The sequence below is a fragment of the Rhodococcus sp. 06-462-5 genome (assembly GCF_002258315.1).
Classification (GTDB): Bacteria; Actinomycetota; Actinomycetes; order Mycobacteriales; family Mycobacteriaceae; genus Rhodococcoides.
Window position 1 is genome coordinate 78,527 of record NZ_NOYD01000037.1, and the last position, 18,416, is coordinate 96,942.

The 18,416-nt window shown below is 64.9% G+C and carries 18 protein-coding genes; 14 read left to right on the forward strand and 4 right to left on the reverse strand.

Annotated features, from left to right (window positions below):
• Positions 1–21: 21 nt before the first annotated feature.
• Genes atzF through CH251_RS17135 form a run of 3 tightly spaced genes read left to right on the forward strand, consistent with a single transcriptional unit; the run spans position 22 to position 4,153 of the window.
• Positions 22–1,854, forward strand: coding sequence for an allophanate hydrolase (gene atzF, locus CH251_RS17125; RefSeq protein ID WP_094614213.1), 1,833 nt, complete (start codon positions 22–24; stop codon positions 1,852–1,854).
• On the forward strand, positions 1,851–2,564 hold the full coding sequence (locus CH251_RS17130; RefSeq protein WP_094614214.1) for a cysteine hydrolase family protein: 714 nt from the start codon (positions 1,851–1,853) through the stop codon (positions 2,562–2,564). The genes atzF and CH251_RS17130 overlap by 4 nt, the downstream gene beginning before the upstream one ends.
• 8 nt (positions 2,565–2,572) lie before the next feature.
• On the forward strand, positions 2,573–4,153 hold the full coding sequence (locus tag CH251_RS17135; RefSeq protein WP_094614215.1) for a regulator: 1,581 nt from the start codon (positions 2,573–2,575) through the stop codon (positions 4,151–4,153).
• A 42-nt stretch (positions 4,154–4,195) separates the two neighbouring features.
• Here the strand turns inward: CH251_RS17135 and car are convergent, their stop codons facing one another.
• Entirely contained in the window at positions 4,196–7,723 is a 3,528-nt protein-coding gene (car, locus tag CH251_RS17140) for a carboxylic acid reductase (protein ID WP_094614216.1), read from the reverse strand.
• Between the two features lie 317 nt (positions 7,724–8,040).
• Here car and CH251_RS17150 point away from each other — a divergent pair, with 317 nt between their 5' ends.
• Positions 8,041–9,837 (forward strand): acyl-CoA dehydrogenase, encoded by a 1,797-nt coding sequence (locus CH251_RS17150; RefSeq protein WP_094614218.1) that lies wholly within the window; start codon positions 8,041–8,043, stop codon positions 9,835–9,837.
• 25 nt (positions 9,838–9,862) lie between these two features.
• Positions 9,863–10,624 (forward strand): SDR family NAD(P)-dependent oxidoreductase, encoded by a 762-nt coding sequence (locus CH251_RS17155; RefSeq protein ID WP_094614219.1) that lies wholly within the window; start codon positions 9,863–9,865, stop codon positions 10,622–10,624.
• Between the two features lie 3 nt (positions 10,625–10,627).
• On the opposite strand, the gene CH251_RS17160 is transcribed toward CH251_RS17155, so the two are convergent.
• From CH251_RS17160 to CH251_RS27575, 3 genes are all read right to left on the reverse strand, one after another.
• Positions 10,628–11,893 carry a cupin domain-containing protein gene (locus CH251_RS17160; RefSeq protein ID WP_094614220.1) on the reverse strand — a complete coding sequence of 422 codons (1,266 nt, stop codon included), beginning with the start codon at positions 11,891–11,893 and terminating at the stop codon, positions 10,628–10,630.
• A complete protein-coding gene (locus CH251_RS17165) occupies positions 11,890–12,147 on the reverse strand; it encodes a BatC protein (protein ID WP_094614221.1) in 258 nt (85 codons plus the stop codon). The genes CH251_RS17160 and CH251_RS17165 overlap by 4 nt, the downstream gene beginning before the upstream one ends.
• A gap of 103 nt (positions 12,148–12,250) precedes the next feature.
• Positions 12,251–12,409 carry a hypothetical protein gene (locus CH251_RS27575; protein WP_179273346.1) on the reverse strand — a complete coding sequence of 53 codons (159 nt, stop codon included), beginning with the start codon at positions 12,407–12,409 and terminating at the stop codon, positions 12,251–12,253.
• A gap of 44 nt (positions 12,410–12,453) precedes the next feature.
• Here CH251_RS27575 and idi point away from each other — a divergent pair, with 44 nt between their 5' ends.
• The 9 genes from idi to CH251_RS17210 form a co-directional block, all read left to right on the forward strand.
• Complete coding sequence (gene idi, locus CH251_RS17170; protein ID WP_094614222.1) at positions 12,454–13,062, forward strand: isopentenyl-diphosphate Delta-isomerase; 609 nt, start codon at positions 12,454–12,456, stop codon at positions 13,060–13,062.
• Between the two features lie 27 nt (positions 13,063–13,089).
• Positions 13,090–13,725, forward strand: coding sequence for a CoA pyrophosphatase (locus CH251_RS17175; protein WP_179273347.1), 636 nt, complete (start codon positions 13,090–13,092; stop codon positions 13,723–13,725).
• A gap of 52 nt (positions 13,726–13,777) precedes the next feature.
• Entirely contained in the window at positions 13,778–14,380 is a 603-nt protein-coding gene (locus CH251_RS17180) for a CDP-alcohol phosphatidyltransferase family protein (RefSeq protein ID WP_094614223.1), read from the forward strand.
• A 122-nt stretch (positions 14,381–14,502) separates the two neighbouring features.
• The gene (locus tag CH251_RS17185) at positions 14,503–15,318 is read left to right on the forward strand and encodes a DUF881 domain-containing protein (RefSeq protein ID WP_256979136.1); all 816 of its coding nucleotides are present in this window, start codon (positions 14,503–14,505) and stop codon (positions 15,316–15,318) included.
• On the forward strand, positions 15,315–15,743 hold the full coding sequence (locus CH251_RS17190) for a small basic family protein (RefSeq protein ID WP_094614224.1): 429 nt from the start codon (positions 15,315–15,317) through the stop codon (positions 15,741–15,743). Before CH251_RS17185 ends, CH251_RS17190 begins: the two co-directional genes overlap by 4 nt.
• 3 nt (positions 15,744–15,746) lie before the next feature.
• On the forward strand, positions 15,747–16,496 hold the full coding sequence (locus CH251_RS17195) for a DUF881 domain-containing protein (protein WP_094614225.1): 750 nt from the start codon (positions 15,747–15,749) through the stop codon (positions 16,494–16,496).
• A 41-nt stretch (positions 16,497–16,537) separates the two neighbouring features.
• A complete protein-coding gene (gcvH, locus tag CH251_RS17200; RefSeq protein ID WP_094614226.1) occupies positions 16,538–16,942 on the forward strand; it encodes a glycine cleavage system protein GcvH in 405 nt (134 codons plus the stop codon).
• A 213-nt stretch (positions 16,943–17,155) separates the two neighbouring features.
• The gene (locus tag CH251_RS17205; RefSeq protein ID WP_057479400.1) at positions 17,156–17,653 is read left to right on the forward strand and encodes an FHA domain-containing protein; all 498 of its coding nucleotides are present in this window, start codon (positions 17,156–17,158) and stop codon (positions 17,651–17,653) included.
• A partial coding sequence (locus tag CH251_RS17210) for a MerR family transcriptional regulator (protein WP_256979137.1) occupies positions 17,650–18,416 on the forward strand: 767 nt, incomplete at its 3' end. The genes CH251_RS17205 and CH251_RS17210, both read left to right, overlap by 4 nt.

The window sequence follows — 18,416 nt, forward strand, 5'->3', positions numbered from 1 at the left end:
AAACTGTCGACAATCGACGGTATGAATTCAGACCTGGGACCGGCACTCGGCCCGACCGTCGCCGAGATGCTCGCGGCGTACAGAACCGGCACATCGACTCCCACTGCAACGGTGCAGGCGTTCTCGACCGCCGTGGCTGCACGCGGCGACGACGGAACGTGGATCACCGTCGTCGGCAGTGCGGAGTTGCTCTCGGCCGCCGCGGCACTCGAAGCGCGACCCGACGCACTGTCGCTACCGCTGTACGGAATTCCCTTCGGAGTCAAGGACAGCATCGATGTGGCCGGATACCCGACCACCCTCGCCTGTCCCGACTACGCCTACACGCCGAATTCGACGGCCCCCGCAGTACAGGCGTTGGTCGACGCCGGTGCCATTTTCGTCGGCAAGACCAGCCTCGACCAGTTCGCGACCGGGCTGAACGGAACTCGTACGCCGCATCCCGTTCCGCGGAGCGTCTACGGCAACGACATGATCTCCGGTGGCTCCAGTTCCGGATCGGCGCTGGCCGTCGCCCTCGGGCAGGTGCCGTTCTGTGTGGCCACCGATACCGCAGGATCGGGTCGAGTGCCTGCCGCACTCAACGGCATCGTCGGATACAAGCCGTCGCGCGGACTGATCAGCACCGTCGGCCTCGTCCCCGCCTGCAAGTCGCTGGACTGCATCACCCTGATGGCATCCACCGTCGAGGACCTCGACCTCGTCTTCGACGTCATGTGCGCCGAGGACCCAGCGGACGGTTGGTCACGTCCGCGCGGAGGAAAGTACGACGGGCACGAGGTCACCGTGGGCCTACCGGACCTGCAGCAGCTGGACTTCTTCGGCGACGCTGCCATGTTCGACGCGCATGCGGTTGCGCGCCGCGCGCTGCCCGAGAATGGATTGCGCACCACCGCAGTCGATCTGACGCCCTTCCTCGATGCCGGCTCGCTGCTGTATCAGGGACCGTGGGTCGCCGAGCGATTGGTCGAGTTCGACGAATTCCTCAGCGAGAAGCCCGATTCCATCGTTCCCGTCGTGCGGGAGATCTTTCTGGGAGGGCGGAAGTACAGTGCTGTCGACGCCTTCCGCGCATTGCAGTCGCTGCAAGAGCTTCGCGCTCGCGTTGCGCAGCTCTGGACGTCGATGGATGTGATGATCGTGCCGACCATCGGCACCACCTTCACCGTGCCGCAGGTACTCGCAGACCCCATCGCGTGCAATACGAAGCTCGGTCACTACACCCACTTCGGGAACCTTCTCGATTTGACGGCCGTAGCGGTTCCCGTTGGGCTCACCCAGGACGGTCGACCGGTCAGCCTCATGGTGATCGGGCCTGCGCTGGCCGACGATACGATTCTCGCGGTCGCGGCCCGGTTGCTCGGAGAACGGCGCGACGTCTCACCGCCCCCAGAAGCCGAAGGTTCGGCAATCGAGACCGTGGACATCGTCGTTGCCGGGCATCACCTGTCGGGGGAGCGCGCCAACCCGCAGCTGCTCGAGCTGGGCGGGGCCCTGGTCGAGGCCACGTCCACCGCGCCGACGTACACACTGCTTCGGATCGGGACCGCCGATCCGACACCCGGACTGCTGCGAGTTCCTCTCGGCGGCAGCGCAATCGACGTGGAGAGGTGGCGTCTGCCCGCCACTTCTCTTGCGGTACTCGCGGGCAGAATGCCAGCGGTACTCGCTCTGGGACGAGTACTGCTGGCCGACGGTTCCGACGTTCTCGGCTACGTCTGCGACGCCACTGTGCAGACCGGCGCGCAGCGGCACACCGTCGACGACATCAGCGAGTTCGGTGGCTGGCGGGCATATTCCCGGGCGATCAGTTCTGCTCACGACACTTCCATTGCAGCACAGGAGATCTCATGACCTCAGCACACACACCGGAAACGTCGATACCGTCGGCGTCACCAACGGAGTTCACCATCGATGCCGCGACGACGGCACTGCTCGTCATCGACATGCAGAGGGACTTTCTGCTCCCCGGGGGGTTCGGTGAGAGCCTCGGCAACGATGTCGGCCTGCTCCGATCCGTGATCGAACCGCTCGCAGGTCTCATCGCCGTGGCCAGGGAAGCGGGGATACCCGTGATCCACACCAGAGAGGGGCATCTACCGGACCTGTCGGACTGCCCGCCGGCGAAATTGCGCCGCGGCACGCCCTCTCAGCGGATCGGCGATCCAGGCGCGTTCGGCCGCATCCTCGTTCGTGGTGAGTACGGTCACGACATCGTCGACGAACTGGCACCGCTCGAGGGCGAGACCGTCATCGACAAGCCCGGAAAAGGGGCGTTCTACGCCACCGAGCTCTCCGAGATCCTCACGAGCGCCGGAATCACCACCCTGCTCGTCACCGGTGTGACGACCGAGGTGTGCGTGCACACCACGGTGCGGGAGGCCAACGATCGAGGGTACGAGTGCCTCGTGGTGACGGACTGTGTCGGTTCGTACTTCCCGGAGTTTCAGCGTGTGGGCCTCGAGATGATCTCGGCTCAGGGCGGCATTTTCGGTTGGACCGCGCCGTCGCAGGACGTCGTGGCCGCGTTGGTTGCACTCGTCCCCACCTCGGCAAGTCGATAGGACCGAACATGACCATGGACGTGAAAGACTCACCCGCTGCGGGCTCCTCGCCCTCGTTCACCCTCCCGTGGTGGACGAAGGGCGACACCAACGCATTCTTCGGACTCGGCTTCAACATTCTCGTCAACGTGCTCACTCTGACGACATTGAGCATCGCGGTGGTCGGAATTCCGGGAACCGACGTCCTCGGGACTCTGCTGCCTGCCCTCGGGATCGCCCTGATCCTGGGGAACCTGTACTACATGGTTCTCGCTCGTCGACTTGCCAAGCGCGAGAACCGAACCGATGTGACGGCGCTACCGTACGGCCCGAGCGTTCCGCACATGTTCATCGTCGTGTTCGTGGTCATGCTCCCGGTCTACCTGGCGACGGGTGACGCGGTGCAGGCATGGGCGGCGGGGCTCGCCTGGGCCTTCATGATCGGCATCATCGTCATGATCGGAGCGTTCGTCGGGCCCTACATTCGCAGGATCACCCCGCGCGCGGCGATGCTCGGTACGTTGGCCGGCATCTCCATCACGTTCATCGCGATGCGCCCGGCCGCGCAGATGTGGGAGGCAGCCTGGATCGGGTTGCCCGTTCTCGCAATCATTCTCATCGGCTTCTTCACGGATGTGAAGCTGCCCGGCAACATTCCGGTCGGTCTCGCCGCGCTCCTGGTGGGCACTGCGATCGGCTGGATCGGCGGATACATGTCCGTGCCGGACGTGACCGAGGCCGCAGGCAATATCGCGCTGGGCCTTCCCGACCTACGCCTCGACCTGCTTCTCGACGGTCTCGGCAATCTGGCACCGCTGCTCGCCACCGCAATCCCGTTGGGTGTCTACAACTTCACGGAGGCGATGAGCAACGTCGAAAGCGCGTCCGCTGCCGGAGACAACTACAACCTCCGCAGTGTGCTGCTCGCCGATGGATTCGGGGCCGTTGTCGGATCTGCCTTCGGATCGCCGTTCCCGCCTGCTGTCTACATCGGCCATCCGGGCTGGAAAGACGCGGGCGGCCGAACCGGGTACTCGCTCGCGTCGGGCATCGCGATCGGACTCATGTGTTTTCTCGGGCTCTTCGGACTGCTGGCAACGCTGCTTCCGATACCCGCGATCGTCCCGATTCTGTTGTACATCGGCCTGCTGATCGGTGCCCAGGCATTCCAGTCGGTGCCGAAGCTGCACGCCATCGCGGTGGTCGTGGCACTGCTACCGAACCTCGCGGAGTGGGCGGTGGGTCTGATCGACAACGCACTCAGCGCGGCAGGCACGTCGGCGACGGAAGTGGGAAGCGAGGCACTGGGTCAGGCGGGTGTCGTTTACGACGGGCTGAAGACATTCGGGTCGGGAGCGGTACTCGCAGGGCTCATGTTGGGCACCATCGTCACATTCGTTCTCGACAAACGGTTTCTCGCCGCCGCAACAGCGAGTGGGGTGGCCGCGGCACTGTCGTGGGTCGGTCTGATCCACTCGCACGAGGTGGGATGGGCAGCCAATCCCCAAGTGGCCCTGGGCTATCTGTTCTTCGGGCTGGTGTGTCTGGCGTACTCGCGGCTGATTTCCGTCCCGAAGCCGACGACCGAGCCACAACCGGTCGGGGAGTAGGGCATCCCGATGCGGGCCGCACGGCCCGCATCGGGAACTTCTCTAGCGCTTGCTCACGAGCTCGAGCGCCACGAGATCGGAGAGATACTTCTCGATCAACTCGCGCCCGAGGTGCGGAATATCCCCGACGGCCGAGGCGAACTCGTCGGCGGGCAGCATCGCCCCGGACGACGGGTGTTGCGGGTGTGCGTAAGACTCGATCAGGGGGAGCAGCGAGTGCGAACGCTGCTTCTCCGGAAGAGCCTCGACTGCTGCGTTGAAACGCTCGAACCACTCGTCGTAGTTGTCGACTATCTCGATGTCGCGACCTGCGGCACGGATCCAATCGACGAACGTGTCCAGCGAGATGTCGTCGTCGTGTGGGTTGAGGATGTCGAAGGTTCGGTAGCCCGAGGTATCCCCACCCGCGATCGACGTGATGGCGGAGGCGCTGAAATCGGCCGGCAATCCGTCGTAGTGGGCCAGGGGTCGACCCTTCTCGTCGGTCGGTGCCCCGGTGTCGGTAGCGTAGAACGTGTGTGGGGCCAGACCGGTTGCGACGACCGACAGGATCAAACGCGTGAACACGTCCGGCACGTTGAGCTGACCCGTCCAGGTGCTGTGCGCCAGAATCATGTCCGAGCGGAAGACCGAGACGGGCAGCCCGAACTCGTCGAACGCATTGCGCAACAGCACTTCACCGGCCCACTTGGAGTTTCCGTAGCCGTTGGCGTACGAATCGTCCACGGCCCGCGACGGACTGTCGACACGGATGTCGCCGTTTTCCCGGAATTCCTCGACGCCCGCTGCGACGGCCACCGTCGACAGGTAGGTCACCGGCTTGACATGGTCGGTCAGCGCCAGCCGGATGACCTCGGCCGTGCCGACGACGTTGGGTCCGAAGAGATGCTCGTACGGTAGGGCATGGTTCACCAGCGCTGCGGGGTGGACGATGCGATCCACCCGTTCGGCCAGCGCCTCGAATGCCTTGTGATCCAGGCCGAAGTGAGGTGTCCCGAGATCGCCTGCCACGACCTCGAGAGCGGCGTCGGCCAAGGTTCGATAGCGCGCCGACAGAGCCGCGTCTCCACTGTCGAAGGCTGCATCGAGACGAGCTCTTGCGTCGGAATCGGATCGTCCGCGCACCAGGCAGACCACCTTTCCGCCGACCTCGGCCATGCGCTCGAGCCATTCCAGGCAGAGGAAGCGGCCGAGGTATCCGTTGGCACCGGTCAGTAGCACCGTGTTGGTCTGTTCTCGTGGGCCGGGAACTCGGTGTGCGGCGTCGAGGAGCGCGTCGTCGAGAAATGCCGACAGACGCAGGTCGGAAGCGTGTGCAACGGCGGCACCGCGACCGTGCACCGAGGCGAATGTCGCTGTGTCCGAATCGTTGTCGCGAGCCGAGGAAATGTACTCGGCCAGCGCTGCGAGGTCCATGGCGGGTCCGGTGATCACTCCGACCGGAACATCGACATCGTAGATCTCACGGAGAAGCGTGGAGAACGTCAACGCCGACAACGAATCTCCGCCCAAGTCGCTGAAGTGGGCTTCGGGGCGAACATCGGACCCGGCGCACCCCAGCAGGGCCTGTGCGGCGTCGCCGACCGTGGTCAGAACGGGGGCATCGGCACCACTGCGCCTGAGTTCGCGCAGGCGATCGTTCTGACCGGTTTCGAGTTCCGCATAGCGACGCTCGAGTTCTTCTCCGTAGCGCTCGACGAGTTTGGGCCGCAGTTGCTTGCCTGCACCGGACAACAGTCCGTTCTCCTGTGTGAACGGGTTGTGTTCGATGATCACCTCGCGCGGAATCTCGTACGAATTCAGCGCTTCCGTGCGAGCGATGTGCTGCAACGACTCGATGACCGAACCCGCAGTCGTGTCTGGGTCGGCCGGTACGACAACTGCCAGGAGATACGCCCGCTGGCTGTTGCCGTACAGGAATATCTGATCGACCAGCTCGCTGGTACCGAACAGGGCTTCGAGGCGCGCCAGTGCCACGAACTCGCCCTGAGCCAGTTTCAGAACGTTCTTTCGCCGGTCGACGTAGGCGAGTCGGTCCGGCTCGATCTCGGCGACGACGTCACCGGTGCGATAGAAGCCCTCGGAGTCGAAGACGTCGGCCGTGACGTCCGGGCGCTTGTAGTAACCGGGAATGATGGACGTCGTCTTGAGCAGGAGCTCACCGCGCGGATGCGGTGTGTCGGTGGAGAAGTAGCCGAGTTCGGGTACGTCGTCGAGCTTGTATTCGATCACCGGCGGGCGTTGCACGACGCCGTCGTGCAACACCATTCCGGCTTCGGTGGAGCCGTAGTTGTCGCTCACCTCGATATCGAGTAGCTCCGTGACGAAGTCCTTGACCTCGACGGCGATCGGTGCGGTGCCGACCATGGCTGCGAGGACGCGACCGCCGAATTGTTCGATCCTGTTGCGTTCGAGGACCTCCCGGCGCGTCCTGTCGGCATCGCCGCCGGCAGAGCGTTCGGTCTCGCGGTCGATCTCGGCGAGAACGTTGTGTCGGATCATCTCGCAGACCCGCGGGATCAACAGTGCCATCGTGGGCCGAGCGAGCGCGAAGTCCTCGAACAGGGTGGACAGGTCGCTCGCCCCTGCGAAGTGGACGGTGCCGCCGGCCGCAAGAGTCGAGAAGACGAGGCCACGGCCGGCCAGGTGACTCATCGGAAGGTAGTCGAGTGTGATGACCGGGAAGGCCGGCCCGTTCGTGGACTCGGAGGAAGCTCCGGTGTGGTGCCAGGCTCCGGTCCATGCTCCGCACACGATTCGTTCGGTGTGCATCGCCCCCTTGGGAGTTCCGGTGCTGCCGGAGGTGTAGATCAGCGTCGCGAGTCGGTCGGGATCCTCGGCATCGGGTAGTGGAACCTCCGGCAGTTGCGCGCCGTCGCGAACCAGCTCGGTGAGCGGCCGAACGAAGATTCCCACCTGTTCGGCATCGCTGCGGGCGGACTCCATGAGCCGTGCGTGCGTGTCGATTGCACCGTCGTAGTCGAGGACGACGATTCGCCGAATGGATCGACAATGCGTGGCAACCTGGATTGCGACGGCCAGGTTGTCGACATCGGCTGCGAGGACGACGGGTTCGACCTCGTCTGCGATGGCCGAGAGCTGGCCCGCGGTGGCACCGGCCTGCAAGGGAACGGCGATCGCGCCGAGTCGGATGGTGGCCAATTCCGCGATGACGTAGTCGGCACTCGCGAATCCCAGGGTTGCGAAGAAGTCTCCCGGAGCGATACCGAACGCGTCGTGCGTCAGCGCCGAGGCCAGCGCGCCTGCGTCGTTCCAGGCTCGGCCGTAGGTGACGGTGTCGAAGCGTGGGAGCAGGCGAAGGCTGTTCGTATCGTCGATTCGCGCGATCTCTCGGGCACGGCGGCCGAGGGCCGGCCGGTCGGAGTAACGCGTCATGATCTCGGCAACCACGCGGGCGAGATTGGGCGACAACTCCTGGGCGGCGTCGGCCACTGCGCTGTCCGGCTCAGCGGCTCGAAACGCGTGGTCGGACTCGTGCAGCTCGTGGAATCTACTGCGCTGCCTGCTCTGACGATCCTGTCGGCTGTCGACGGCCAATGTGTGCGTCATGCTCGACTCCCTCCGACGAAGCGCCCCGATCGTTCGAGGCACCTCGCGATTGTCCGCTTCATATCGTTATCAAAGGTAAGTATATGCCGTAGGGCATCTCGCCAATCGTGACGCTCCTCATAGTCCGATTGGTCGTAAATGTCTGCCTGACTGCACTTTTCGAGACCGGATCGCGGACGTGGATCTGCTCTGACGGCATACGTGGGTACTCGGTGAGAGCGAGAGACCGCGACTTGTATGGTGAATCCACAGTCATGTGCGTCACAGTGCTCGTCTCCATCGTGCGCACATGTCACCCCTCGCGATCGGAGAAGTGAATGTCGGACGTCCTCTCGCGACGCGACCTGGATTTTCTGCTGTACGAATGGCTGGACGTGGCGGCACTGACTGCTCGACCTCGCTTCGCGGAGCACTCCAAGGAGACCTTCGACGCGGTCCTCGACCTCAGCGCGGACATCGCCCGCAAGCATTTCGCTCCGCACAACAAGAAGGCGGACGCGCAGGAGCCGACGATGAACGCGGACGGTTCGGTCGAGCTGATACCGGAAGTCAAGGAAGCGCTCGATGTCTACGCGTCGGCGGGTCTGATCGCCGGACAGTTCGACGAGTCGATCGGCGGCATGCAACTGCCCGCGACCGTCTCCCGGGCAGCGATGGCGTTCTTCCAAGCCGCCAACGCCGGGACCTCCTCGTACCCGTTCCTCACCATGGCCAACGCCAATCTGATCGCGACGTACGGCACGCCGGACCAGGTGCGAGATTACGTCCGGCCCATGCTGGACGGGCGCTGGTTCGGAACCATGTGTCTGTCGGAACCGCAGGCCGGATCGTCACTGGCCGACATCACGACCAAGGCAGTTCCGCAGAGCGACGGTAGCTTTCGGATCACCGGCACCAAGATGTGGATTTCGGGTGGAGATCACGAACTCACCGAGAACATCGTTCACCTGGTGCTCGCCAAGACGCCGGGCGGCCCGCCCGGGGTCAAGGGGATCTCCCTGTTCATCGTTCCCAAATTCCTTCCCGATGGCGACGGCGGTACGGGCGAGCGCAACGACATCGTGCTGACCGGCCTCAATCACAAGATGGGCAACCGCGGCACCACCAACACTCTGCTGGCATTCGGCGACGGAACGCATTCTCCCGGTGGGCAACCCGGAGCAGTCGGCTTCCTCGTCGCCGAGGAGAACCGCGGACTGTCGTACATGTTCCACATGATGAACGAAGCCCGGATCGGCGTCGGATTCCTCGCGATCGCCCTCGGCTACGTCGGCTACCTGAAGTCGGTGGAGTATGCGAAGACCCGTACACAGGGCCGACCCCTCGGTGCCAAGGACCCGGCTGCACCTGCGGTCGCGCTGATCGAACACGCCGACGTTCGTCGAATGTTGTTGGCGCAGAAGTCCTACGTCGAGGGGGCGCTGGCGCTCGGACTCTACTGTTCGCGTCTGGTCGATCATCAGGACTCGGCGTCCGACGAAGCCGAAGCAGCGCGATCGACATTGCTGCTCGACGTACTGACACCGATCGCCAAGAGCTGGCCGTCGCAGTGGTGCCTCGAAGCCAACAGTCTGGCCATTCAGGTGCACGGCGGCTACGGATACACCCGCGACTACGACGTCGAGCAGCACTACCGCGACAATCGCCTCAATCCGATTCACGAAGGCACGCACGGTATTCAAGGTCTGGATCTGCTCGGGCGCAAGGTGATCATGCAGGGCGGCGCCGGCTTGGCTCTGCTGGCCGAACACATCGGGCAGACAGTCGAGCGGGCGCACGCGGCGGGCGGTGACGCTGCTCGGTACGCGGACGAATTGCACGCACGCTTCGGCAGAATCGTCGAGGTCACCGCTGCAGTGTGGGGTACCGGCGATGCCGCTGTGGCGCTGGCGAACTCCACGGCCTACCTCGAGGCCATGGGGCACACGGTCATCGCCTGGATGTGGCTCGAGCAGTTACTGGCCGTCGGTACGAAGGCTGGAGACTTCTACGACGGAAAGCGTTCTGCAGCGAAATACTTCTACGTCTACGAATTGCCGAAGGTCGACGCCCAGCTCGACCTGTTAGCGAGACTGGACCGCACGACCCTCGATATGTCACCCGCTTGGTTCTGAGTCGAGTACAAGGAGATTCATCAACATGTCGATCTTGGACAAATTTCGCCTGGACGGTCGCGTCGTCATCGTCACCGGTGCATCCTCCGGACTGGGCGTGGCATTCGCCAAAGCCGCCGCCGAGGCGGGAGCGGATGTGGTGCTCGCCGCACGGCGAGTGGACAAGTTGGCGCAGACCGCCGAGTTGATCGACAGCGTCGGAGGGCGCTCGATCACGGTAGCCACCGACGTGGTCGACCCGGATCAGTGCACCGCGATGGTCGAGGCCGCGATGACGGAGTTCGGAAAAGTCGACATTCTGATCAACAACGCCGGAGTCGGTACGGCCTACCCCGCAACCCGTGAGACACCCGAGCAGTTCCGCTCGGTGATCGACATCAACTTGAACGGGTCGTACTGGGCAGCGCAGGCCTGTGGACGGGTGATGGCACCCGGCAGTTCGATCGTGAACATCTCCAGCATTCTGGGGCTGACCACCGCTGGCCTTCCGCAGGCGGCCTACAGCGCCAGCAAGGCCGCCATCATCGGCCTCACCCGCGATCTCGCTCAGCAGTGGGGCGCGCGAAAAGGCATCAGGGTCAACGCTATTGCACCAGGATTCTTCCAGAGCGAGATGACGGACTCCTACCAGCCGGGATATCTCGACTCGATGGCTCCGCGAATGATTCTCGGACGCAAAGGCGATCCAGAAGAACTGGCCGCAACAGCGATCTGGCTCGCCTCGGACGCCGGGGGATACGTGACGGGTCAGACCATCGCGGTCGACGGCGGGATCACGATCACCTGACGGCTATCCCTCGGCGGCCGGAACGGCGATGCCCTCGCGAATCAGTCTGCGCGCCACCACCAGCGCGTCGGCGGTGTCGAGTCCGGGCATCGAATCGAGGCGGCACGGAGCTCCCTTCATCAGGCTCTCGATCGCGTCGGCGCACTGAGACGGCAGCGTGATGGTCTTGTTCCGAAGCGCCATCGCGACGCCGGCCTTCGTGTGCGCGACCCGCGCGAAGACGCCGGGCCGCAATCGAATCGAATTCTCGCCTCGTAGCGCACCCATCGCGGCGACACTCGCCAGCGGGCGCACCGGTTCCGGTCGGACGAGGTCGTCGTGACGATCTGCGACGCGTTCGGCGAGTCGACGCACCGCGTCGGGGTCTCGGTCGATCTCGTCGAGCGCGGCGCGCATGGCGTCCACAACTCGGTGTACATGCGGAACGATGGACTCCGGGTCGGAGTGGTCGAGACCGGCGGGGAGGGGAGCACGCAGGCTCTCGACGTCGCCGAGCGACTTCAGCACATGGTGGGCGAGGTCGTAGTCGTTGTACGACGCGACGCCGATGGTCAAGTGCACGGTGGTGTCGCCGAGCGCTTGCGCCGAATGGATCCACCCGCGCGGCAGGTAGAGCACGTCGCCGGGCTCGAGGACGATGTCCAGTTCGGGAGTGTTCGATGCGTGGTCTTCGACGGCCGACCGCCGATCCGACCACGGTTGATTGTTGAGCGGATGCACGTGCACCGGCGAGTGAATGCTCCACCGCTTGGTCCCCGCGATCTGCACGACGAATACGTCGTGCACGTCGTAGTGCGGTGAGAAGCCCTGGGACGCGGCCGGTGTGACGTACGAATTCACCTGCACCGGATGGCCCAGCTCGCGCACGAGATCACCGACGAAACGAATCAGCGGAGGCCACAGTCGATGCAGGCCCTGAAGTACCAGCGTGTTTCCGGCCGCGAAGGCTGCCAGCACGGCTGCGGAGTCGACTTGGTCCGTCACCTCGGCACCGAACCCGCCGGACGACGTGAACTGCGACTTGTCCAGCAGTCGACCGTCTTTGGCCATCCGCACGAACGGAGTGCGGACTCCGCGTTCGGATATCAGTTCGTCGACCGCGTCGACCGTCATCAGATCGTCGAACGAGCCCGACAGATCGGCTGATCTGGTCAGCTTGGGAGCAACACCCCAGAACCGATCGGCGAAGGTCCCGAGGTCGATACCGGTCAGACGACGGAGCGCGGACCGGTTTCCCGGTCCGCGCTCGCCGCTCGGCTCAGTGCTCAAGCGGTGCCGTCCGCACCGCCGTCGTGCCCGTTGGGGTTGGATCCGCCGTCGGCGGGTCCTTCGCCGGCTCCGGCGGGGCCGTCTGCTCCGCCGTCGTGGCCATCGGGGTTGGATCCGCCGTCGGCGGGTCCCTCACCGGCTCCGGCGGGGCCGTCTGCTCCGCCGTCATGACCACCGGGGTTCGATCCGCCGTCAGCGGGTCCTTCGCCCCCGGCTCCGCCCGTGGTGGTGATGTCGTCGTCGTTGATGCTCATCGAAGTCCTTCCGGTCGTGGAGGTTCGTGTGCCCGCGCAGCGCGAGAACATCGGAGGTATTGACGCAAACTCTGTTTCTCAAACAGCGGTCGAGCCGTGAATCTCAGGCAGAGTCGTCGGCGATCTCGGGCGCGTTCTCCCGCGTCGCCATCCCGCCTCCGCCGCCGCCGTCCACGGGTCCTGGTCGGCCACCCTTGGGCGCGTCCGATGCTTTCTCGGACTCAGTCGGGTTTTTGTCGTCGGTGTTCTTCTCACGTCCCATGGTTCGACAGTAGACCGCGACGCAGGCCGTGGGACCATGGAACGATGGATCGATCCCGAGCGCAGCACGTGGTGCTGCTCGACGACGAAGGCCGCGCCGTCGGCACGCATGACAAGACCACCGTCCACACGCAGGACACGCCACTTCACCTGGCATTTTCCAGCTACGTGGTGAGAGCGGACGGCGCTGTTCTTCTCACGCGCAGAGCGTCGAGCAAGACGACCTGGCCAGGGGTACTGACCAACACGTGTTGTGGCCACCCGGCACCCGGAGAGAAACTCGACGCCGCCGTACTGCGCCGAATCGGTGAAGAACTCGGCCTGCGTGCGGAATCCGCCGAGTTGGTACTGCCGCACTTCCGATACCGGGCCGTCATGGACAACGGAATCGTGGAGAACGAGATATGTCCCGTGTACCGCGTGCGAGTCGACGAGAACGCGACACTCGATCCGGATCCGGCCGAGGTGGACGAGACTCGGTGGGTGTCGTGGCGCGAGTTCTCCGCAGGGGTGCTCGGCGGCACGATCGACGTATCACCTTGGTGCCGAACGCAGGTGGAGCAGTTGACCGCTCTGGCCGACGAGCCACTCGGCTGGCCGGCGTCGCCGGACGACCTGCTCCCACCCGCCGCCCGGCCCGCCGATACCCGCTGATCTCGCCGGGCCTCTAGGGTTCGTACTGTGACCGTCGACGATTCCGGTAGGCCGAACGAGGATTTGCTCGATCGAGCTTCCGTCGCGCGCGAACTCGCCCGTTTCTCCCATCGCACCGCCGAATCCGACGGACTGCGCGCCGCTGCCGTCGCCGTTGCGGTCGGTGGAGCGCCGGGGGACAGGCGGATGCTCTTGACGAGGCGCCCGGATCGGTTGCGCGCGCATCCGGGCCAGTACGCGTTGCCCGGCGGCGGTGTGGACCCGGGCGAGTCCAGGATGCAGGCCTGTCTGCGGGAACTGGCCGAGGAGTTGGGGATTCGTGCCGATGAATCCGACGTTCTCGGCAGGTTGGACGACTACGTCACTCGATCCGGGTATGTCATCACTCCGTTCGTGGTGTGGGTAGGCGACTACTCGTCCACGTTGCTGCCCAGTGCGGACGAGGTGGCCGAGGTGTTCGAGGTGACGGTCGACGAACTCGATGTGGACGCCCAATTCGTGTCGATTCCCGAATCGACGCGTCCGGTCATTCGGTGGCCGTACCGAACCGGGGCCATTCATGCTCCGACCGGCGCGATCGTCCACCAGTTTCGTGAAGTGGCATTGCACGGTCGACACACCCGAGTCGCGGACTTCGAGCAGCCGGTGTTCGCGTGGCGCTAACGTGGCCGCAGGCCCGAGTGAGCAGACCGCGACGAGCAGGAGGTGATCGCCGATGACGAACAACCGTGAGCTCGAGGTATCGGATCGCATCGCGACCATTCCCAACCTGCTCAGCGCAATCCGGCTGTTGGGTGTTCCGCTGTTCCTCTACCTCATGCTGGGCCCCGAGGCCGATGGGTGGGCGTTGGTGATACTGCTCGTCAGCGGTGGAACCGATTGGCTCGACGGCAAATTGGCTCGCATGCTCGGCCAGGCATCGAAACTGGGTGCCATTCTCGATCCGCTGGTCGATCGGCTCTACGTCGTCAGCACTCTGGTGGCGTTCGTTCTGCGCGGCATCATTCCCTGGTGGGTTGCGGCGATCCTCATCGGGCGCGACGCCGTGCTCGGATTGACGATGTTCGTCTACCGCCGCAGGTCTCTCCCGCCTCCGGACGTCATCTACCTCGGTAAGGCCGCCACCTTCGTGGTGATGATCGCGCTGCCGGTCCTGCTGGTATCGGCCGGCAGCAATTCGGTGGCCGACGCCGCAGGACCGCTCGGATACGCGTTGCTGATCTGGGGCACGGCGTTGTACACCTGGACCGGGTTGCTGTACCTCGGCAAAGCGATCGCTGTCGCCAGGACAGTCGATCCGACAGCGGCCGGCACCTGACGGTGGAGCCTGCGAAACGACCGGGGCGGACAGGAGTGGAGCCTGCGGAACGACCGGGGCGGACAGGAGTGGAGCCTGCGGAACGACCGAAAACACAGGTCAGGAGAAATCCCGTCCCGTCGTTGTTGACGTCGTTGCTGACCGACCATCTGGACCCGGGATACGGCGCAGCGGCCGCCGAACGTAGCGCGCAGCACACCCGTAAGCCGCGGGTGCCTGCGGCGCTCTGGTTGTTGGGCGGTGCCGTCGTCGTCGGGGTGATCTTCGGTATCGCGTTCTCGCAGCTGGCGTCCGGTGCAACCGATGTCGACCGTGCGGGCGCCGATGCGTCGGCTGCGGTCCGAGCCGCACAGGATCGCAGCGCCGATTTGGAAGCGACGCAACAGGCACTGGCCGAACAGGTGTCCTCGGAGCGTGAGCGAGCCCTTCGGTCCGATGTCTCGGGCGGTGAGCTGTTGGAGAGATTGAGTGCAGTCGAATCCGCCGCGGGCATCGATTCGGTGTCCGGACCCGGGCTTTCGGTCGTCGTCACCGAACCAGTGGCCGAGGACGACACGTCGGATCGGTCGGTTCGCCGGGGTTCGGGCGCAGCCGTGCTCGATCGGGACATCGCTGCGATCGTCAATTCGTTGTGGGCGAGCGGTGCGGAGACGGTGTCGGTGGACGGTATTCGAGTCGGCCCGAACGTGACCATCCGGCAGGCAGGCGGGGCGATGCTGCTGGACAATCGCCCGATCGACTCGCCCTACGAGATCGACGCGATCGGGCCGCCGCAGCGCATTCAGGTCCAGTTCGTCGTCAGCGACGCCTATCTGCGGATGAGCACGGTGGCGCAGTTGTACGGCGTCGGATTCACGGTGCGTCCGGCTGCGAATCTCGAGTTCGGTCCCGCCGCTGTGAGAGAGTCGTTCGAGGCAGAGGAGGCAGGCCCACGATGACGGAGAACGATCCACCGAGTGCCCTACCGGCCGAGTCCGAGGTGCGGGCGTCGACAGACGCGCCGATCACCCCCACCCACGGCGTGTACGCTCTCGCCGCGATCGCCGCGCTGATCATCGGGGTCGTCATCGGGACGGTCGCGGGTCCGCAGGTTCCCGCCGTGGTCGCGCCTTATCTTCCGATCGCCGTCGTGGCAGCGATCGACGCGGTGTTCGGCGGTGTACGGGCTTTTCTCGACGGGATCTTCGACGCCAAGGTGTTCGTGATCTCGTTCGTCTTCAACGTTCTTGTCGCGGCCTTGATCGTGTGGCTCGGCGACCAGCTCGGGGTGGGAACTCAGTTGTCCACGGCCATCGTCGTCGTCCTCGGAATTCGCATCTTCGGCAACGCGGCCGCTCTGCGCAGACGTCTGTTCGGTGCCTAGATCATGACGGCAGGCGGCGGTCGACACGGATGGCGCGCGCGAGGTCCCGACGCGCAGGGGCGAAGGCGCGGAGCGGTATTCGGCGTTCTCGCGCTGTCGCTGCTGTGTGTCCTCGGGATCGGCCTGGCCACCCAGGTACGCGAGACGAGCACCACCGATGGCCTGGAGAACTCCAGGCCCGAGGACCTACTGGTCGTGCTGGACACCCTGACCCGACGCGAGGCTTCGATCCGGGACGAGATCGGCACCCTGCAGGCCACTCTGGCGACATTGCGCGAGTCCGGTTCGGGATCGGAGGCGGCAGTGGCCGAAGCGCAGGAGCGATTGTCCGCGTTGTCCATTCAAGTCGGCACCGTCGCGGCCCAGGGGCCGGGCGTGACAGTGGTGATCGAGGACCCGAACTCGGGCGTGGGATCGGAGGTGCTACTCGACGCGATGCAGGAGTTGCGCGCCGCCGGTGCCGAAGCACTACAGCTCCAGGGCGGCGGAAATGCCGTGCGCATCGGTGTCGATTCGTGGATCGCCGGTTCCGCGGGTCGGGTGGTGGTCGACGGGCGAGAACTGCGAGCCCCGTACACCTTCACTGCCATCGGAGATCCGCCGACACTCGCGTCGGCGTTGAACATTCCCGGTGGGGTCGTGGACACGGTGACTCGCAACGGTGCCACGTCGAACATCGCGCAGTCGGACCAGGTCACGGTGTCCGCCTTGCGAGACCCGCGCCCGCGTCAATACGCTCAGCCCGGTAACTGACCGCCTGATCGCCCCGGGCCACGATCGAAGGGAATGCCGCGTTGAGCGACATCGACACACCAGCTGATCTGTACTACACCCCCGAGCACGAGTGGGTGCAGCGCACGGGGCCTGCAACGGTGCGCATCGGTATCACCGATTTCGCGCAGGCACAGTTGGGCGACGTGGTGTTCGTTCAGCTTCCCTCGATCGGTGACACCGTCACCGCAGGCGAATCTCTCGGCGAGGTCGAATCCACCAAGAGTGTCTCCGACGTGTTCAGCCCGCTGACCGCGAAAGTGGTTGCCGTGAACCAGGATCTGGACGGCGAACCGGAGAAGGTGAACTCGGGACCCTACACCGGAGGCTGGTTGATCGACCTCGAGGTTTCGACACCGGAAGAGTTGGACGCGGCACTGGCGCAGATGCTCGATGCCGCCGGATATGCTCTCATCACGGCCGAGTGATCGGCCGGCTGTCGACACCGGCCAACAGGCCACACGGTCCCCGCTGCGCAGGGTACGGTCGACACCGAGCGAATACCCTGTCGGGGCGAAGGTCCAGCAAGCTGTACGACGCTACGCAACACCGAACGCCAAGCACCACCTGATGTGAAGACCATGTACTGCGTTACCCGCGGCGTTCTCTGCCCCGGGTGAACGGACTGAGAAGGAGTAACGGTGAGCCAGAACGACAACGACAGCAACTACGGGGAGTCACCGGCAGAGACCACCTCGGTCTTCCGTGCAGATTTCCTGCAGGAGCTGGACAACTCCGCGGCCGCCCAGAGCACCGAAGCTCCGGTATCGGGTGTCGAGGGGTTGCCTGTCGGTGCCGCGCTGCTCGTCGTCAAGCGAGGACCCAACGCCGGATCACGGTTCCTGCTCGACCAGCCGACCACATCGGCCGGTCGGCATCCCGACAGTGACATCTTCCTCGACGATGTCACCGTCAGCCGTCGGCACGCCGAGTTCCGGCAGGACGAGGACGACTTCCAGGTCGTCGACGTCGGCAGCCTCAACGGCACGTACGTCAACCGCGAGCCGGTCGACTCCGCTGTGCTGGCCAACGGCGACGAGGTCCAGATCGGCAAGTTCCGGCTGGTGTTCCTCACCGGACCGCGTGGCGGCAACGGATCTCAGGTCGGCGACACGTCTGCGGGTGCAGGAAGCCAGTGACCGCCGTCGGGCAGCAGTCCAACGGGGGGATGTCGATTGGCTCCGTCCTCGATCGACTTCGGCCCGACTTTCCTGATGTCACCATCTCGAAGATCAGATTCCTCGAAGCCGAGGGGCTGATCTCCCCGGAGCGCACGCCGTCGGGGTACCGACGGTTCTCCATCGCGGATTGCGAGCGCCTGCGTTTCGTGCTGACCGCGCAGCGCGATCAGTACCTGCCGCTCAAGGTGATCAAGGAGCAGCTCGAAGCCATCGACCATGGGGTCGCCACCGTGGAACGGGCCGATGCGTCGGTCAAGCGTCCCCGGTCGCTCACCGTTGCCGCGGGGGAGGTGTCTCCCGAGGAGTTCCTGCCCGATCGTGAGGTTCGCATCGCCAAAGCAGATCTACTCGCTCAGGCGGGGATCGACGATGCGTTCCTGACCGAACTGTTGCGCGCCGGTTTGATCACTCCCGGGCAGGCCGGCTTCTACGACGACGGGGCCGTGACGCTCGCCCGAACGGCACACTCGATGTTGCAGTTCGGTCTCGAAGTGCGCCACCTTCGCGCCTTCAAGCTCGCGGCGGACCGCGAAGCCGGCTTGGTTGCGCAGATAGCGGGACCCGTCGCCAAGGGCCGAGACGCCGGTGCGCGCGATCGCGCGGAAGAAATGATTCGCGAGTTGGCTGCACTGAAAACGGGCTCGGCTCGTCGCTACCGAGTCTATTGGAATTCGAAACGACGCGAGCGAGCGTCACCGGTCGAGTGCACCGCGCACCGCCG